This window comes from Streptomyces sp. enrichment culture (genome assembly GCF_964273255.1).
Classification (GTDB): domain Bacteria; phylum Actinomycetota; class Actinomycetes; order Streptomycetales; family Streptomycetaceae; genus Streptomyces.
In genome coordinates, this window is the sequence record NZ_OZ186835.1 from 3,741,206 (window position 1) to 3,755,808 (window position 14,603).

At 75.1% G+C, this 14,603-nt stretch carries 10 protein-coding genes, 2 tRNA genes and 1 other RNA gene; 7 read left to right on the forward strand and 6 right to left on the reverse strand.

Annotated features, from left to right (window positions below):
* Positions 1-3: 3 nt before the first annotated feature.
* The gene (locus tag ACSU53_RS16145) at positions 4-393 is read left to right on the forward strand and encodes a hypothetical protein (protein ID WP_437033233.1); all 390 of its coding nucleotides are present in this window, start codon (positions 4-6) and stop codon (positions 391-393) included.
* 189 nt (positions 394-582) lie between these two features.
* Here the strand turns inward: ACSU53_RS16145 and ACSU53_RS16150 are convergent.
* Positions 583-670: transfer RNA gene (locus ACSU53_RS16150), tRNA-Ser, on the reverse strand.
* A 72-nt stretch (positions 671-742) separates the two neighbouring features.
* Between ACSU53_RS16150 and ffs the strand changes: the two genes are divergently transcribed.
* From ffs to ACSU53_RS16180, 6 genes are all read left to right on the forward strand, one after another.
* Positions 743-841: signal recognition particle sRNA small type (gene ffs / locus ACSU53_RS16155), an RNA gene on the forward strand.
* Positions 842-902: 61 nt separating this feature from the next.
* Positions 903-3,227 carry a DNA polymerase III subunit gamma and tau gene (locus tag ACSU53_RS16160; protein WP_437028411.1) on the forward strand — a complete coding sequence of 775 codons (2,325 nt, stop codon included), beginning with the start codon at positions 903-905 and terminating at the stop codon, positions 3,225-3,227.
* 99 nt (positions 3,228-3,326) lie between these two features.
* Positions 3,327-4,643 carry a phosphoribosylamine--glycine ligase gene (purD, locus tag ACSU53_RS16165; protein ID WP_437028413.1) on the forward strand — a complete coding sequence of 439 codons (1,317 nt, stop codon included), beginning with the start codon at positions 3,327-3,329 and terminating at the stop codon, positions 4,641-4,643.
* Positions 4,644-5,322: 679 nt separating this feature from the next.
* Positions 5,323-7,353: a hypothetical protein gene (locus ACSU53_RS16170; RefSeq protein ID WP_437028415.1), complete on the forward strand. Its 2,031-nt coding sequence runs from the start codon at positions 5,323-5,325 to the stop codon at positions 7,351-7,353.
* A gap of 259 nt (positions 7,354-7,612) precedes the next feature.
* Complete coding sequence (locus ACSU53_RS16175) at positions 7,613-9,106, forward strand: N,N-dimethylformamidase beta subunit family domain-containing protein (RefSeq protein ID WP_437028417.1); 1,494 nt, start codon at positions 7,613-7,615, stop codon at positions 9,104-9,106.
* A gap of 406 nt (positions 9,107-9,512) precedes the next feature.
* Positions 9,513-10,412 carry a phosphoribosylaminoimidazolesuccinocarboxamide synthase gene (locus ACSU53_RS16180; RefSeq protein ID WP_437028419.1) on the forward strand — a complete coding sequence of 300 codons (900 nt, stop codon included), beginning with the start codon at positions 9,513-9,515 and terminating at the stop codon, positions 10,410-10,412.
* A gap of 63 nt (positions 10,413-10,475) precedes the next feature.
* Here the strand turns inward: ACSU53_RS16180 and ACSU53_RS16185 are convergent.
* The 5 genes from ACSU53_RS16185 to ACSU53_RS16205 form a co-directional block, all read right to left on the reverse strand.
* Positions 10,476-10,548 (reverse strand) — tRNA-Gly (locus ACSU53_RS16185).
* Between the two features lie 22 nt (positions 10,549-10,570).
* Complete coding sequence (locus tag ACSU53_RS16190) at positions 10,571-11,185, reverse strand: response regulator (RefSeq protein ID WP_437028421.1); 615 nt, start codon at positions 11,183-11,185, stop codon at positions 10,571-10,573.
* Positions 11,182-12,501, reverse strand: a complete 1,320-nt coding sequence (locus ACSU53_RS16195) for a sensor histidine kinase (RefSeq protein WP_437033235.1) — start codon at positions 12,499-12,501, stop codon at positions 11,182-11,184. Before ACSU53_RS16195 ends, ACSU53_RS16190 begins: the two co-directional genes overlap by 4 nt.
* Positions 12,502-12,539: 38 nt before the next feature.
* The gene (locus tag ACSU53_RS16200) at positions 12,540-13,352 is read right to left on the reverse strand and encodes an ABC transporter permease (protein WP_437028423.1); all 813 of its coding nucleotides are present in this window, start codon (positions 13,350-13,352) and stop codon (positions 12,540-12,542) included.
* A complete protein-coding gene (locus tag ACSU53_RS16205; protein ID WP_437028425.1) occupies positions 13,349-14,353 on the reverse strand; it encodes an ABC transporter ATP-binding protein in 1,005 nt (334 codons plus the stop codon). The genes ACSU53_RS16200 and ACSU53_RS16205 overlap by 4 nt, the downstream gene beginning before the upstream one ends.
* Positions 14,354-14,603: the final 250 nt, after the last annotated feature.

The window sequence follows — 14,603 nt, forward strand, 5'->3', positions numbered from 1 at the left end:
ACCATGGATCTCGTGGCCGATGTCCTGCGCTGGGGCTTCGTCGCCGGCGCAGCCCTGCTCCTGGGTGCCTTCGCCGTGGCCGCTGTGCGCGAACGACGCTCCGGCGCCGCCTACGGAGAGCTCGCGGACCTGATGGAACGCGAGTGGTTCAGCGCGGGGAAGGTCTTCTTCACCGTCCTCGTCGGTCTGGCCGGTTCCTGGGCCGCGGCGTACGTGGGAGGGACCCGCAGCGGACTGTCCGAGTCCGTTCCGATCCTGTTCCCGTTGGGTGTCGTCGCCGCCTTCGCCGCCTGCCGCTGGACCGCGGTCGACGACCGGCATCCCCTGCGCGTGCAGATCGTGGCGCTGGTGGCCGCACCGTTGGCGCTCGGCACCGTCATGACGGGCTGGTAGAGGAGGAGCGGTGCCGCTGCCGCCGGCCCGGTGCCGGCCGGCGGCAGCGGCCACCGGTTCCACGCCGCCCATGCCGTCGCCCACCTCGACCGGCCCGCGCCGTGGGCCCGGACGGACACCGGGGGCGACGATGTCGAAGGGCCCCACCGCGAACGGTGGGGCCCTTCGACATCGTGCCCGGTGAGGCACTGGCGGAGGATACGAGATTCGAACTCGTGAGGGGTTGCCCCCAACACGCTTTCCAAGCGTGCGCCCTAGGCCTCTAGGCGAATCCTCCGCCGGAAACATTACATGACCCGGAGGCGTGCTCGCGAACTCGTTCCCCGCCCCCGGGATGGGGTAGCCTGTGCGCAGCCCCTCACGCGGCGCTATCTGACTGAACTCCCCCAGGGCCGGAAGGCAGCAAGGGTAGGTCGGCTCTGGCGGGTGCGTGGGGGGCGCTTGCGTGTGCGGGGGGCCCGGCCGGTGGGCGGGGCCGGATGTCGGTGGGCGCCTATAACCTCGTAGGCGTGTCGTCTCTCGCGCTGTACCGCCGCTATCGCCCGGAGTCGTTCGCCGAGGTCATCGGGCAGGAGCATGTCACCGACCCGCTGCAGCAGGCGCTGCGGAACAACCGGGTCAATCACGCGTACCTGTTCAGCGGTCCGCGCGGATGCGGCAAGACGACCAGCGCCCGGATCCTCGCCCGGTGCCTGAACTGCGAGCAGGGGCCGACGCCGACGCCGTGCGGCCAGTGCCAGTCCTGCCAGGACCTCGCCCGCAACGGGCCCGGCTCGATCGACGTCATCGAGATCGACGCCGCGTCCCACGGTGGTGTGGACGATGCCCGTGACCTGCGGGAGAAGGCGTTCTTCGGGCCCGCGCACAGCCGGTACAAGATCTACATCATCGACGAGGCCCACATGGTCTCCCCGCAGGGCTTCAACGCCCTGCTGAAGGTGGTGGAGGAGCCGCCGGAGCACCTGAAGTTCATCTTCGCCACCACCGAGCCGGAGAAGGTCATCGGGACCATCCGGTCGCGCACCCACCACTACCCGTTCCGGCTCGTGCCCCCCGGCACGCTCCGCGACTACCTCGGGGACGTGTGCGGCCGCGAGGGCATCGCGGTCGAGGACGGCGTGCTGCCGCTCGTGGTGCGGGCCGGCGCCGGGTCCGTGCGTGACTCGATGTCCGTCATGGACCAGCTCCTCGCCGGGGCCGGCGAGGAGGGTGTGACGTACGCCATGGCGACCTCCCTCCTCGGCTACACCGACGGGTCGCTCCTCGACTCCGTCGTGGAGGCCTTCGCCACCGGTGACGGTGCGGCGGCCTTCGAGGTCGTGGACCGGGTGATCGAGGGCGGCAACGACCCCCGGCGCTTCGTCACGGACCTGCTGGAGCGGCTGCGCGACCTGGTGATCCTCGCCGCCGTGCCCGACGCCGCCGACAAGGGGCTCATCGACGCCCCCGCCGACGTCCTGGAGCGGATGCAGGCCCAGGCCGGCACGTTCGGGGCCGCCGAGCTGAGCCGTGCCGCCGACCTCGTCAACGAGGGGCTCACCGAGATGCGCGGCGCCGCCTCGCCCCGCCTCCAGCTGGAGCTGATCTGCGCCCGTGTGCTGCTCCCCGCCGCCTACGGCGACGAGCGGTCGGTGATGGCCCGTCTCGACCGGATCGAGCGGGGCGTGAACTTCTCGGCCGGCAGCGGTGCCGCCGGGATGCCCGCGATGGGGTACGCGCCGGGGCCCGAGGGCCACGGGGCCGCCGCGCAGCCCCACGGGGCCGCCGCGGCGCCCGTGCCGCCCGGAGGCGGGCCGGCCGCCGCACGGGCGGCGGTGCGGGGCCCGGGCGCCGGTGCCCCTCCCGCCGCCGAACAGCCCCCGGCCCCGTCCGCCCCCGCACCGTCCCCGGCCCCGCCGCCTCCCGCGGCTGCCGCGCCTGCGGCGGCCCCGGCGCCCGCCCAGCCCGCCGCCCCGCCCCCGGGCGGCTCCGACGCGCCCGGTGCCTGGCCCACCGCGGCCTCCGCCGGTACGGGTGGCCGACGGCCCGGCGGCTGGCCCACGGCCGCCCCGGCGGGCGGCGGTGCCCGGCCGCCCGCGCCCCCGGCGTCCCCTGCCGCACCCGCCGCCGGTCCCGCCGGGCCCCCCGCCGCCCCGGTGCCGTCGGCTCCGTCCCCGGCGGCGCCCCCGGCCCCGTCCGGCGCAGGCGGGCTCGACCCGCGGCAGCTCTGGCCGAACATCCTGGAGGCGGTGAAGAACCGCCGCCGGTTCACCTGGATCCTGCTCAGCCAGAACGCCCAGGTGACCGGCTTCGACGGCGCCACCCTCCAGATCGGCTTCGTCAACGCCGGCGCCCGCGACAACTTCCTGAGCAGCGGCAGCGAGGACGTGTTGCGCCAGGCGCTCGGGGAGCAGTTCGGGGTGCAGTGGAGGATCGAGGCGGTCGTCGACCCCTCCGGGGGCGGTGGCATGCCCCCCGCCCCGTCCGGTCCTTCCGGCGGCCGCAGCGGCGGCGGAGCCGGCAGCCCCGGTCAGGGCCCCGGCTCCGGGCCCGGCGCGGGATACGGGGGCGGGGGCGCACCGCGTCCGTCCGCTGCCCGTCCCGCGGCGCCGTCCGGACCCGGGGGCGACGGGCCCGTGCGGTCCGCCGCCGCCCCGGCGGCCCCGGCGGCCGGTCACGGAACCCCGGCCCCCGCGTCCGGACCCGCCGCTCCGGAACCGCCGCCGCCGGTGTCCCCCGAGGACGACATCCCCGAGGACGACGACCCGGATCTGGACGAATCCGCCCTGTCCGGGCAGGAGTTGATCGTCCGGGAGCTGGGCGCGACCGTGGTCGAGGAGTTCAGCAACGACTGACCGGACGCCCGGCGACTGGAGGAACGTACGAACGCGCGGTGCGGGCTTCCTCGGAAGCCCGCACAAAGGGAGCCCCCGTTCTGCCGTTAGGCTGATGCCGTGAAGGTCCTCGTCATCGGCAGCGGCGCCCGCGAACACGCCCTGTGCCGCTCCCTGTCCCTCGATCCCGCCGTCACCGCGCTGCACTGTGCCCCGGGCAACGCCGGCATCGCCGAGGTCGCCGAGCTGCACCAGGTCGACGCCCTGGACGGCGCGGCCGTCTCCGCCCTGGCCACCCGGCTCGGCGCGGACCTCGTGGTGGTCGGCCCGGAGGCACCGCTCGTCGCCGGGGTCTCCGACGCCGTGCGCGCGGCGGGCATCCCCGTCTTCGGCCCCTCCCGTCAGGCCGCGCTGCTGGAGGGCTCCAAGGCCTTCGCCAAGGACGTGATGGCGGCGGCAGGCGTGCCCACCGCGCGGTCGTACGTCTGCGCCACCCCCGAGGAGGCGAGCGCCGCCCTCGACGCCTTCGGCGCCCCCTACGTCGTCAAGGACGACGGGCTCGCCGCGGGCAAGGGCGTCGTCGTCACCGACGACCTCGGCCTCGCGGCGGCGCACGCCGGGTCCTGCGGCCGCGTGGTGATCGAGGAGTACCTCGACGGCCCCGAGGTCTCCCTCTTCGCGATCACCGACGGCGAGACGGTCGTCCCGCTCCAGCCCGCCCAGGACTTCAAGCGGGCCCTCGACGGCGACGAGGGACCGAACACCGGGGGCATGGGCGCCTACTCGCCCCTCCCGTGGGCCGACCCCAAGCTGGTCGACGAGGTCATGGAGACGGTGCTGCAGCCGACCGTGGACGAACTGCGGCGCCGCGGGACCCCGTTCTCCGGCCTGCTCTACGCCGGTCTCGCCATCACCTCGCGCGGGATCCGCGTGATCGAGTTCAACGCCCGCTTCGGCGACCCCGAGACGCAGGTGGTCCTGGCCCGGCTGCAGACCCCGCTGGCCGGGGTGCTGATGGCCGCGGCCACCGGTGGCCTCGCCGACCTGGAGCCGCTGCGCTGGAGCGACGACGCCGCGGTCACCGTGGTCGTCGCCTCGCACAACTACCCGGGCACCCCCCGCACCGGTGACCCGATCACCGGGCTCGACGAGGTCGTCGCCCAGGACGCTCCGGGCGCGTACGTGCTGCACGCCGGGACGCGGAGCGAGGGCGGCGCGGTCGTCAGCGCCGGGGGCAGGGTGCTGTCCGTCACGGCCACCGGCAAGGACCTCACCGAGGCCCGTGACCGTGCCTACCGTGCGGTCGGGCGCATCCGGCTCGACGGCGGGCAGCACCGTACCGACATCGCCGCGAAGGCGGCCCAGGCCGTCGACGCGGTGCGCACGGCGCAGGTCGCGGCCGAGGCGGTGGCCGAGGCGACCTCGCGGACGCCGTAGCAGCGCCGCCCTCGCCGTCCGGCATCCCCGGCCCGCTGCTGCTGCTGCGGCGGCCGGGTTCCGCCGGTGGGCAGGGAGAGCGGCGTCCGCCGCCCGCGCGGTCGCGGCTACGGGCGCCCGCGTCCGCGGCATGCCACTCCTGCGCCCCGTGTCCCACGGCACCCGGGCCCGCCGGAGACGCGGCGCACCCGGCCGCCGCGCCGGCGGACACGCCGCGGGACCGCTGCGGCCGGACGCCGAACGGGTGCGCGGCCCGCACGAGCCGGAGGAGGGCCGGCGCCGAGCCCCGTGGCCGGAAGACCGCGGCCCGCTCCGCGTCCACCCGCCTCTTCCGGCCACCCGGACAACCCGTCCGGCCCCGCAGCCGTCTCAGGTGCGGGGCCCGACGTCCGTCGGGGGTCCGACGTCCGTCCGGGGTCCGGCGCCCGTCCGGGGTCCGGCGCCCGTGCGGGGCCGGGGTGTTTGGCATGCCATCGTCAGCCACCTTTGCCCAAAGCCATTCCATCGGGTGAGCGATCCGCCAACCGGCTGACGAGGGCCGGGGCCGCAACTATGGTGCCGCGCATGTGTTCCGGCACTTGGCCCACCGGCATTGCGATGTCAGTGACGGGTGCCACAGTGGGGGAGTGAGCAACGCCAGGACAGCCGCAGTACCGACGGGAGGGGTCAGGGCCGGACCATGAGCGGAAGCGGGATGGGTGTGGAGGCGGGCGCGCACGCCGCGCGCTCCCGGGCCGTGGCCGTACTGCGGGTGCGCAGCCGGGCGCTGGCCCTCGCACTCCTTCCGGCCTCCGTCGCCGTGATCCTGCTCGCCGGGGTGCCCACCGCCCACTTCGTCGGCCCGGGCTGGGACGCCGCCCGTCTGGTGCTGGTCCCCGTCGCGGTGCTCGTCCTGCTCGCCGCGGCCGGTGTCGCGCTCCTGGTCGCCCGCGCCCGCCCCGCCATGAGCCCCACGGTGCCGGTCCCCGAGGACGCCGCCCCCGATCTCTACCGGATGGTGCGCGATCTCGCCGACCGCCTCGGTGTGCCCGCCCCGTCCGCGATAGCCCTCACCCCCGACTGCGACAGCTGGCTGGAGGACCGCACGCACCGGGCCCACGGCCCGCCCCCCGCCGAGGAGCACGACGACATAGCCGGCGCGGGCCGGTACCCGGCGCACCGGTCCGGTGCCGCGCCGGTGCTGGTCATCGGCTCGCCGTTCCTGTGGTGGATGCGGGTGGGGGAGTTGCGCGCGGTGCTGGCCCCGGTCGTCGCCGGTACGGGGCCGTCGGCGCACCCGGACATAGCCGCCGCCCGCCGCTTCGTGCGCGGGCTGGACGCCGCCGTGGCCGTGACCTCGGCGCCGCACCGCGGACCGGTGTTCCGCGGGGTGCTGGCGGGCGTCGCCTGGGTGGCGCGGGCGCTGCTGCGGGGCTGCCGTGTGCACGCCGCCGAGATGGAGCGCGCCGTGGCCGCCGCGGCCGCCGAGCGCGCCCAGGCGGTGGACTACGGGCTGCGGATCGTCGCCCAGGAGCAGGTGGGACTCGCCTACGCGGGCTGGGACCGGCTGCTCACCCGGGTCGCGCTGCCCGCCTGGCGGATGGGCCGCTGGCCGTGTCACCTCGACGCCGGAGTGGTGGCCGCCCTGACGGAGCTGTCCCGGCGGGACCGTCTCGCCGAGGGGTTCGCCTCCCGCCTCGGTGAACGCCCGGCCTGTGACCTGTTGGAGGAGCCGGGCGCGGTGGACGAGGCCGTCTCCCTGCTCGCCGCCCGGCTGTTCCACGGCGGCCCGGCGCACACCGGGCCGGACTGGGCGCCCGTCCACTGGGGCGACTATCCGGAGGAGGTGGTGGACCGCACGTGGCGCACCGACGCGGCCCGCCTCCACCGCGTGCTGGACGCGCTGGGCGTGCGCCTCGCCGCCGGAGGCGGGTCCCCCGGCACCGACGGCCCCACCCTCGCCCGTGTCCTGGACCACCTGTCGGCCCCGCAGCAGTCGCCGACGCGGGGACCCGCCGACTCCACCGACTCCGCCGGCCCCGCCGTCCTCACCGAGCGCGTGGAGCCCGTGGAGCCCGGTGAGGCCATGGAGCCCGGTGAGCCAATGAGGCCCGGAGAGTCCGGCGAGGCAAGGGGGTCCGCAGGGCCGGCCGGTGGCCCGGCCTCACCCCCCGGTTCCGGTCCCGCCGGTCCCGCCGGTCCCGCCGGTCCCGCCGGCCCCGCCGACTCCGTCGACGCGGACGACGAGGACTTCTCCGGCACCACCGTCCGCAGCGCGGCTCTGGCCGCTCGGCTCAGCGCCGAGCTGGCCCGTGAGGAGGCCGCCGCGGCTGCCGCGGCCACGGCGAGGACCACGGCCGCTCCCGCCGACCCGGCGGGCGGCGCCCCCCTCGGCTCCGCCGCCCCGGGACCGTCCGACTCCGTCGTCGATTCCGCCCCCTACTGGGACGACCGCTCCCTCCCCCTCTTCCCGCTCCAGCCGCCGCGTTCCGGCCGCGATCTGCTCTCGGACCACATCACGGCGATGATCTGCTGCGCGGCCATGGACACCGCGGGCGCCGCCCCCGGGCTCGACTGGCTCGACGGACCGGTCCTGCTGGTCGGCGGAGCGCGGGCCGCGGACCTGTCGGACTACGTGCTGAGCCTGATCGAGGACGGCGACCCCACGGCACTGCGCGACTGGCTGTGCCGGCAGGGCATCCGCCCGGAGAAGCCCGTCCGGCTGGTCTGAGCCGGTGCCCGGGCCCGTCCGTACCCGCCCGGTCACCCTCGCGCATCGGCCCCCGCTCCCCCGGGCCTCCCCGCACGCCCCGTACGCCACCTCGCGCGCCGGAGGTCAACCTTCCGCTTTCGGTCAATTCACAACGACCGGTGACGGGGTGCGTGCGTTATGTGATGTGCTGGGACCGTTCACACGCTCGTTGGCAAGAGCTTGCGACATACGACAAGCACATAGAGGGCGGGCCGGGTGCGCGAGGAGGGGAGCCACCATGGGTGCGGATCGGAACCGCCGCGGGACGCCGGGCGCGGGGGCACACACCGTCGACGACGCCTTCGCCCGGGGCAACCCGGGACCCCTTCCCTGGTTACGCGGGGGTGAGCAGCAGGACGGCGGCACCGGCAGCCCCGCGCCCTGGTACCTGGCGCCCCCGGCGGCCGGCACCGGCGACGCCCGCGCAGGGGATTTCGGCACGGTCGGGCCCCGGGTGGCCGACGACGTGCACCGGCAGATCAAGGGCTTCGCGTCGGCCGGCGGCGTCGCGCCCGGTGAGTCGATCGACTTCCACATCACGGTCGACCCGCCCCAGGAGTTCGCCGTCGACGTCTACCGTATCGGCCACTACAACGGCCACGGCGGCACCAAGATCACGTCGAGTCCGCGCCTGTCGGGCATCGTGCAGCCCCCGCCGCTCACCGCCGACCGCACGGTCTCCTGCCACCACTGGTGGCTGTCCTGGCGGCTGCCGGTCCCGTCGTACTGGAGCGTCGGCGCATACGTGGCCGTGCTCACCACCGCCGACGGGTACCGCTCGCACATCCCGTTCACGGTCCGCGACGACCGCCCGGCCGACCTGCTCCTCGTTCTGCCGGACGTGACCTGGCAGGCGTACAACCTCTACCCCGGGGACGGCCGCACCGGCGCCAGTTTCCACCACGCCTGGGACGAGGACGGCCGCCTCCTCGGCGAGGCCGACGCCGCGACCACCGTCTCCTTCGACCGCCCCTACGCGGGGGACGGTTTTCCGCCACACATCGGGCACGCCTACGACGTCATCCGCTGGGCCGAGCGCTACGGCTACGACCTCGGTTACGCCGACGCCCGCGACCTGCACGCCGGGCGGGTCGACCCGGCCCGCCACCGGGGCCTGATCTTCCCCGGACACGACGCGTACTGGTCGAAGCCGATGCGCGCCACCGTGGAGCGGGCCCGCGACCAGGGCACGTCGCTGGTGTTCCTCTCGGCCGGGAGCCTGTACCGGCAGGTGGAGCTGGGGCCCTCGCCGTCCGGTGTTCCCGACCGTCTGCTGACCTGCCGCAAACGCCGGGGACCGGGCAGGCCGGTGCTGTGGCGGGAGAGCGACCGCGCCGAACAGCACGTGCTCGGCATCCAGTACGCGGGCCCGGTGCCGGAGCCGCACCCGCTGGTGGTGCGCAACGCGGACCACTGGCTGTGGGAGGCGACCGGCGCCGGGACCGGTGACGCGGTCGAGGGGCTGGTCGCGGGCGGGGCGGACCGCTACTTCCCGCGCGCACCGCTGCCCGTGCACGAGGAGCGGGTCCTGCTCGCGCACTCCCCGTACACCGACGGCGGGGGCGTGCGGCGTCACCAGGACACCTCGCTGTACCGGGCCCCGTCTGGCGCGTGGGTGTTCGCCTCGGGCACCTGCGCCTGGTCGCCGGCCCTGGACCGCCCCGGTCACGTCGACCCCCGGATCCAGCGCGCCACCGCCAACCTCCTGGACCGGATCTGCAAGCGGGACTGACCGGGGGCCTTCCCGGTCGGGAGCGGACCGACCGGGAAGGAGGACGGCGGCCGTCACGACCGGCGCCCCCGACCACGGGCCGCCGCCCGCCTACGGCGCCGCCACCCGCGTCCGCCCACGGCGCCCCGCCTTCCTGTCCTCGACTTTCGGGCTCCCGGCCCTCGCGTCCGTCGTCGGCCCGCACCCCGTGGTCGCCGTAGCCCCCAGGCCCCGGCGGTCCGCCCTCGGTTCTCGGCCTTTATGGGGGCCGGGCCCCCGGGCCCTCTCCCGGCCCGTCCCCGGCCCGTCCCCGGGCCGGTCCGGCCGCTCCCTGTCGCCTCGGGCGCCCCGGCCCGGCACCCGCGGCCGGAACCCGTCCCCGCGTGCGGGAGAATCGAGCCATAGGACAGAACCACGGGGAGGAACCGTGTCCGGATTCGTAGAAAAGCCCGAGCCGACGCAGGTTCCCGGCCTGGTGCACCTGCACACCGGCAAGGTGCGCGAGCTGTACCGCAACGAGGCGGGCGACCTCGTGATGGTCGCCAGCGACCGCATCTCCGCCTACGACTGGGTGCTGCCCACCGAGATCCCCGACAAGGGCCGGATCCTCACCCAGCTGTCCCTGTGGTGGTTCGACCAGCTCTCCGACCTGGTGCCGCACCACGTCCTGAGCACCGAGCTGCCCGCGGGCGCCCCCGCCGACTGGGCGGGCCGCACCCTGGTCTGCACGTCCCTGCGCATGGTCCCGGTGGAGTGCGTGGCCCGCGGCTACCTGACCGGTTCCGGGCTGGCCGAGTACCGGAAGACGCGCACCGTCTGCGGTCTCGCCCTCCCCGAGGGCCTGGTGGACGGCTCGGAGCTGCCCGCGCCGATCTTCACCCCGGCCACCAAGGCCGCCGTCGGCGAGCACGACGAGAACGTCTCCTACGAGGAGGTCGTCCGCCAGGTCGGCGCGGACACCGCCGCCCGGCTCCGCCAGGCGACCCTGGCGGCGTACTCCCGTGCCCGGGACATCGCCCGCGAGCGGGGGATCGTCCTGGCGGACACCAAGTTCGAGTTCGGCTTCGACGGCGACACCCTGGTCGTCGCGGACGAGGTGCTCACCCCGGACTCCTCCCGCTTCTGGCCCGCCGACCAGTGGGAGCCGGGCCGCCCGCAGCCGTCGTACGACAAGCAGTTCGTGCGGGACTGGCTGACGTCCGCGGAGTCCGGCTGGGACCGCGCCGCCGAGCAGCCCCCGCCGCCGCTGCCGCAGCACGTCGTGGAGGCGACCCGGGCCAAGTACGTGGAGGCGTACGAGCGGCTCACCGGTACGGGCTGGGATTGAGAGTCCCCGGTCCTGGACGCAGGAAGACCCCGGTCCCTGGGGGACCGGGGTCTTCTTTCCCGGAGCGGACGACGAGGTTCGAACTCGCGACCTCAACCTTGGCAAGGTTGCGCTCTACCAACTGAGCTACGTCCGCGTGCGCCGTGGCGCGAGAGCAACTATACCCAACCGCGCTCGCGGGCGAGGCGCACCGCCGCATGACGGTTCTCCGCCCCGAGCTTGCTCACGGCCGACGACAGGTAGTTGCGCACCGTCCCCTGGGACAGCGCGGCGCGCTCCGCGATCTCCGCCACCGGTGCCCCGTCGGCCGCCAGCTCCAGGATCTCCGCCTCACGCACGGTCAGCGGGGAGTCGCCCGCGGCGATCGCGTCGGCGGCCAACTCGGGATCCACGTAACGGTTTCCGGCGTGCACGGTGCGGATGATCTCGGCGAGCCGCTGGGCGCTGACGGTCTTGGGGACGAATCCGCGCACCCCCGCCGCGAGCGCACGCTTGAGGTGCCCCGGCCGACCGTGCCCGGTCACGATCAGCACCCTGCACTCCGGGACCTCCGTGCGCAGGGATGTGGCGACCTTCACACCGTCGGCGCCCGGCATCTGCAGATCGAGGACGGCGACGTCGGGGAGGTGCGCCCGCGCCATGGCCAGCGCCTCCGGGCCGGTGGCCGCCTCGGCGACCACGCGGAGGTCGTCCTCCAGGCCGAGCAGCGCGGCCAGGGCACCGCGGATCAGGTGCTCGTCGTCGGCGAGCAGCACCCGTACGACCGTGGTCACGACGCGGCCTCCACCGTGTGACCGCCGGCGGCCAGCGGCACCTCGGCGGTCAGCCGGAACCGGCCGCCGTCGACCCGGCCCGCCTCCAGGCGGCCGTCCACCGCGGCCAGCCGTTCGCGCAGTCCGGCCAGCCCGGAGCCGCCGGTGAGAGCGGCTCCGGCCGCCTCGGTGGTCCCGTCCGGGCCGCGGGTGGCCGTGGCGGCGTCGCTCCGGCCGTCCGGCGGCGCGCCGGGGAGGCCGGTCCCCTCCCTGCGGGCCCCGTCGTTCTCGACCGTCAGCACCACGCGTCCCTCCACCGTCCGTACCGTCACCGCGCACCAGGTCGCGTCACCGTGCCGCAGCACGTTCGTGGTCGCCTCCCGCACCACCCAGCCGAGCGCGGACTGCACCCGGGCGGGCAGTCCGGCCGTCCGGCCGGTCACCTCGCAGTCGATGCCCGCGGCGGCCAGGACGCCGCGGGCACCGGCGAGTTCCGCCTCCAGGTCGGCCTCCCGGTAACCGCGGACCACGTCCCGGACCTCCCGCTGGGAGGCGTGGGCGATGCGCTGCACCTCGATCATCTGCTCCACCGCCTCGGGCCGCTCGCGCCGGGCCAGTTGCACGGCGAGTTCGCTCTTGAGGGCGATGACGGCCAGGTTCCGCCCCAGCACGTCGTGCAGGTCCCGGCCGAACCGCAGCCGCTCCTCGGCCACCGCGAGCCGGGCCCGGGTCTCCCGGGCCTCGTCGAGCGCGAACACCGCGTTCAGCAACCAGCCGGAGAACATCGAGGTGAAGGCGAGGAGGGCGGCGCCGACGAGGATCCAGGCGGCCATGAAGAAGGCGGCCGCCGTGGGCATGCCCACCAGCACCGCCACGCAGCCCGAGCCGAGGGAGAACCCGGCGACGAGCGCCCCCACCTCGCGTCGGCTGCGCACACCGAGGGCCAGGAATCCGGTACCGAAGATCAGCACGGTGCCGGCCACCGAGACGCCGGCCCCCGCGAGGTCCGAGCCGCGGGGCTCGCGCGCGGTGATCGCGAGGGCCGCCACCGCCACCGCGGCGGACAGTGCCCCGAGCGCCCACAGCAGCCGTACGGGCCGGGGGCGGCGGCCGAGCATCCAGTCCACCGAGCGGGAGGCGGTCAGCATGCTCAGGGCACCGTGCGCGCAGACCGCGGTCAGGAACAGGGACACGGGTGCGGCGCCGACCATGCTGACGACGGCCAGTCCCACGGTGGCGATCTCGATGACCCCGAAGAAGTGGAACGACCACCGGGTGTACGTCTCCACCTTCGCCGGTGTGCTCTTGCGCCGCCACCAGCCGCCCGGCCTGCGCATGGTCCGCTCGCCCCGCTTCCGCCACTTGACGCCGTCGGTCAGCGCCGGGGCTCCCAGCGGAACCACCGGCGTACAGCAAACACCGACAGCGCGGTCCAGGCCACCGCCAGCCCCAGGGCGGACAGCGTGTCGGAGGCCGACAGGTCGCCGCTCCAGCCGCCCCGGAGCAGGGTGACGACCGGGGTCAGCGGCAGCAGTTCGCAGAAAGCGGCGATGCGGTCGGGCAGCACCTCCAGGGGCACGGTCATCCCGGAGCCGAGCATCGACACGATGAGCATCGGCATCGGCGTGACCTGGGCGCTCTCGGTGGTCCGCGTGAAGCCGGCGGTCACCGCGCCGAGGGCCACGCAGATCACCACCCCGAACAGCAGCCCGGCGACGATCAGATGCGGCGCGGACGGCGCCGACATGTCGAGCAGCAGCGCGCAGCCGGTCATCAGCAGCAGGCTCTGCACGAGGCCGGTGGCGGTGGCGGGGAGGGCGGACCCGGCGAGGATCTCGGTGTCCCGCAGTTCCCCGGTGCGCAGCCGCTTGAGGACGAGTTCCTCGCGCCGGGTGACGAAGATGCCGACGAGCGCGGAGTAGACCGCGAACAGCAGGGCGAAGCCGATCGCGGCGGGCAGCACGACGGTGCCCAAGGTCAGGCCGGCGCCCTCGAGGTCCATCTCGTCGGCGGCCTGGGCCACGCTGACGGGCAGCACCAGGGGCACGAACAGGGCCGCGAAGAGTGTGCCCTTGCTCCGGCCGTACATGGTCAGCTCGGCGCGGGCGAGGGCGGCCATCCGGCTCGCCGGGGTGGTGGCGGACCGGGGGGCGGTCGGCCGGGTGACGGTCGGCTGGGCGCCGCTCATGCCGCGATCTCCTTCGTGGTGTCCGTGCCGGCGGTCCGCGTCCCGGCGGTGGCCGACCCCGTGGACGCCTCCTTGGCGATGCCGAGGAACGCCTCTTCCAGGGACGCCGACCGCACGTCCAGGCGGTGCAGTTCGACGCCGGCCCGCTCGGCCCACACCAGGAGGGCGGTGGCCGCGCGCTGGAGTTCACGGGTGCGCAGCCGGACCGTCCGGCCGTCGGTCTCGTGGTCGCTCACGCCGAGTTCGGCGAGCGGGGGCAGGTCGCCGACGAAGTAGCCGTCGGGCAGGTCGAAGGAGATCCGGGACGGCTGGGCGGCGGTCACCTCCGCCGGGGTGCCGGCCGCGGCGATGCGTCCCTGGTGGAGGATGGCGAGCCGGTCGGCGAGGTTCTCCGCCTCCTCCAGGTAGTGCGTGGTGAGCAGGACGGTGGTGCCCCGGTCGCGCAGGGCGCGCACCAACTCCCAGGTGGCCTGGCGGCCTTCGGCGTCCAGACCGGTGGTGGGCTCGTCCAGGAAGAGCACCTCGGGGTCCCCGAGCAGGGCGAGCGCCAGGTCCAGGCGGCGCCGTTCACCGCCGGACAGCTGCTTGACGCGCACACCGGCCTTGCTCTGCAGACCGACCGTGGCCAGCGCCTCGTCCACGGGACGCGCGCCGCTGACGCAGCCGGCCCACATCCGCGCGGTCTCGGTGACGGTGAGTTCCGAGGGGAAGCCGCCCTCCTGCAGCATCACGCCGGTCCGGGGACGGACGGCGGCCCGCTCGGTGTAGGGATCGTGTCCGAGGATGCGGATGCGGCCGTCGGCGGGGGCGGCGAGCCCTTCCAGCAGCTCGACGGTGGAGGTCTTGCCGGCGCCGTTGGTGCCCAGCAGGGCGAAGACCTCCCCGCGGCGCACGGAGAAGTCGATCCCGCGCACCGCCTCGAAGCCGTCCCCGTACACCCGGCGCAGCCCTGTGACCTCGATCACGTGGTCGTGCTCGTGCTCCATACCTGAACCTGACATGCCCCCATCCTCACTGTCCGGTCGGGCACATGACAGTGCGGGGTGTCACGGGTCGCCATGACAAATGTCAGACGCCGACGGGAGCGTGGAGGACATCAGGGATGAGGAGGAAGGAAAGGGGAGCAAGGGCTGCAGGGAACTCGGATAACTCAGACAACTCGGAGAACTCGGAGGACTCGAGAACTAGGAGAGCGCGGGGAGCGCGGGGAGCAGGGAGTGGGAAAGACGCAGAGGGCGCGGAGGGCGCCGG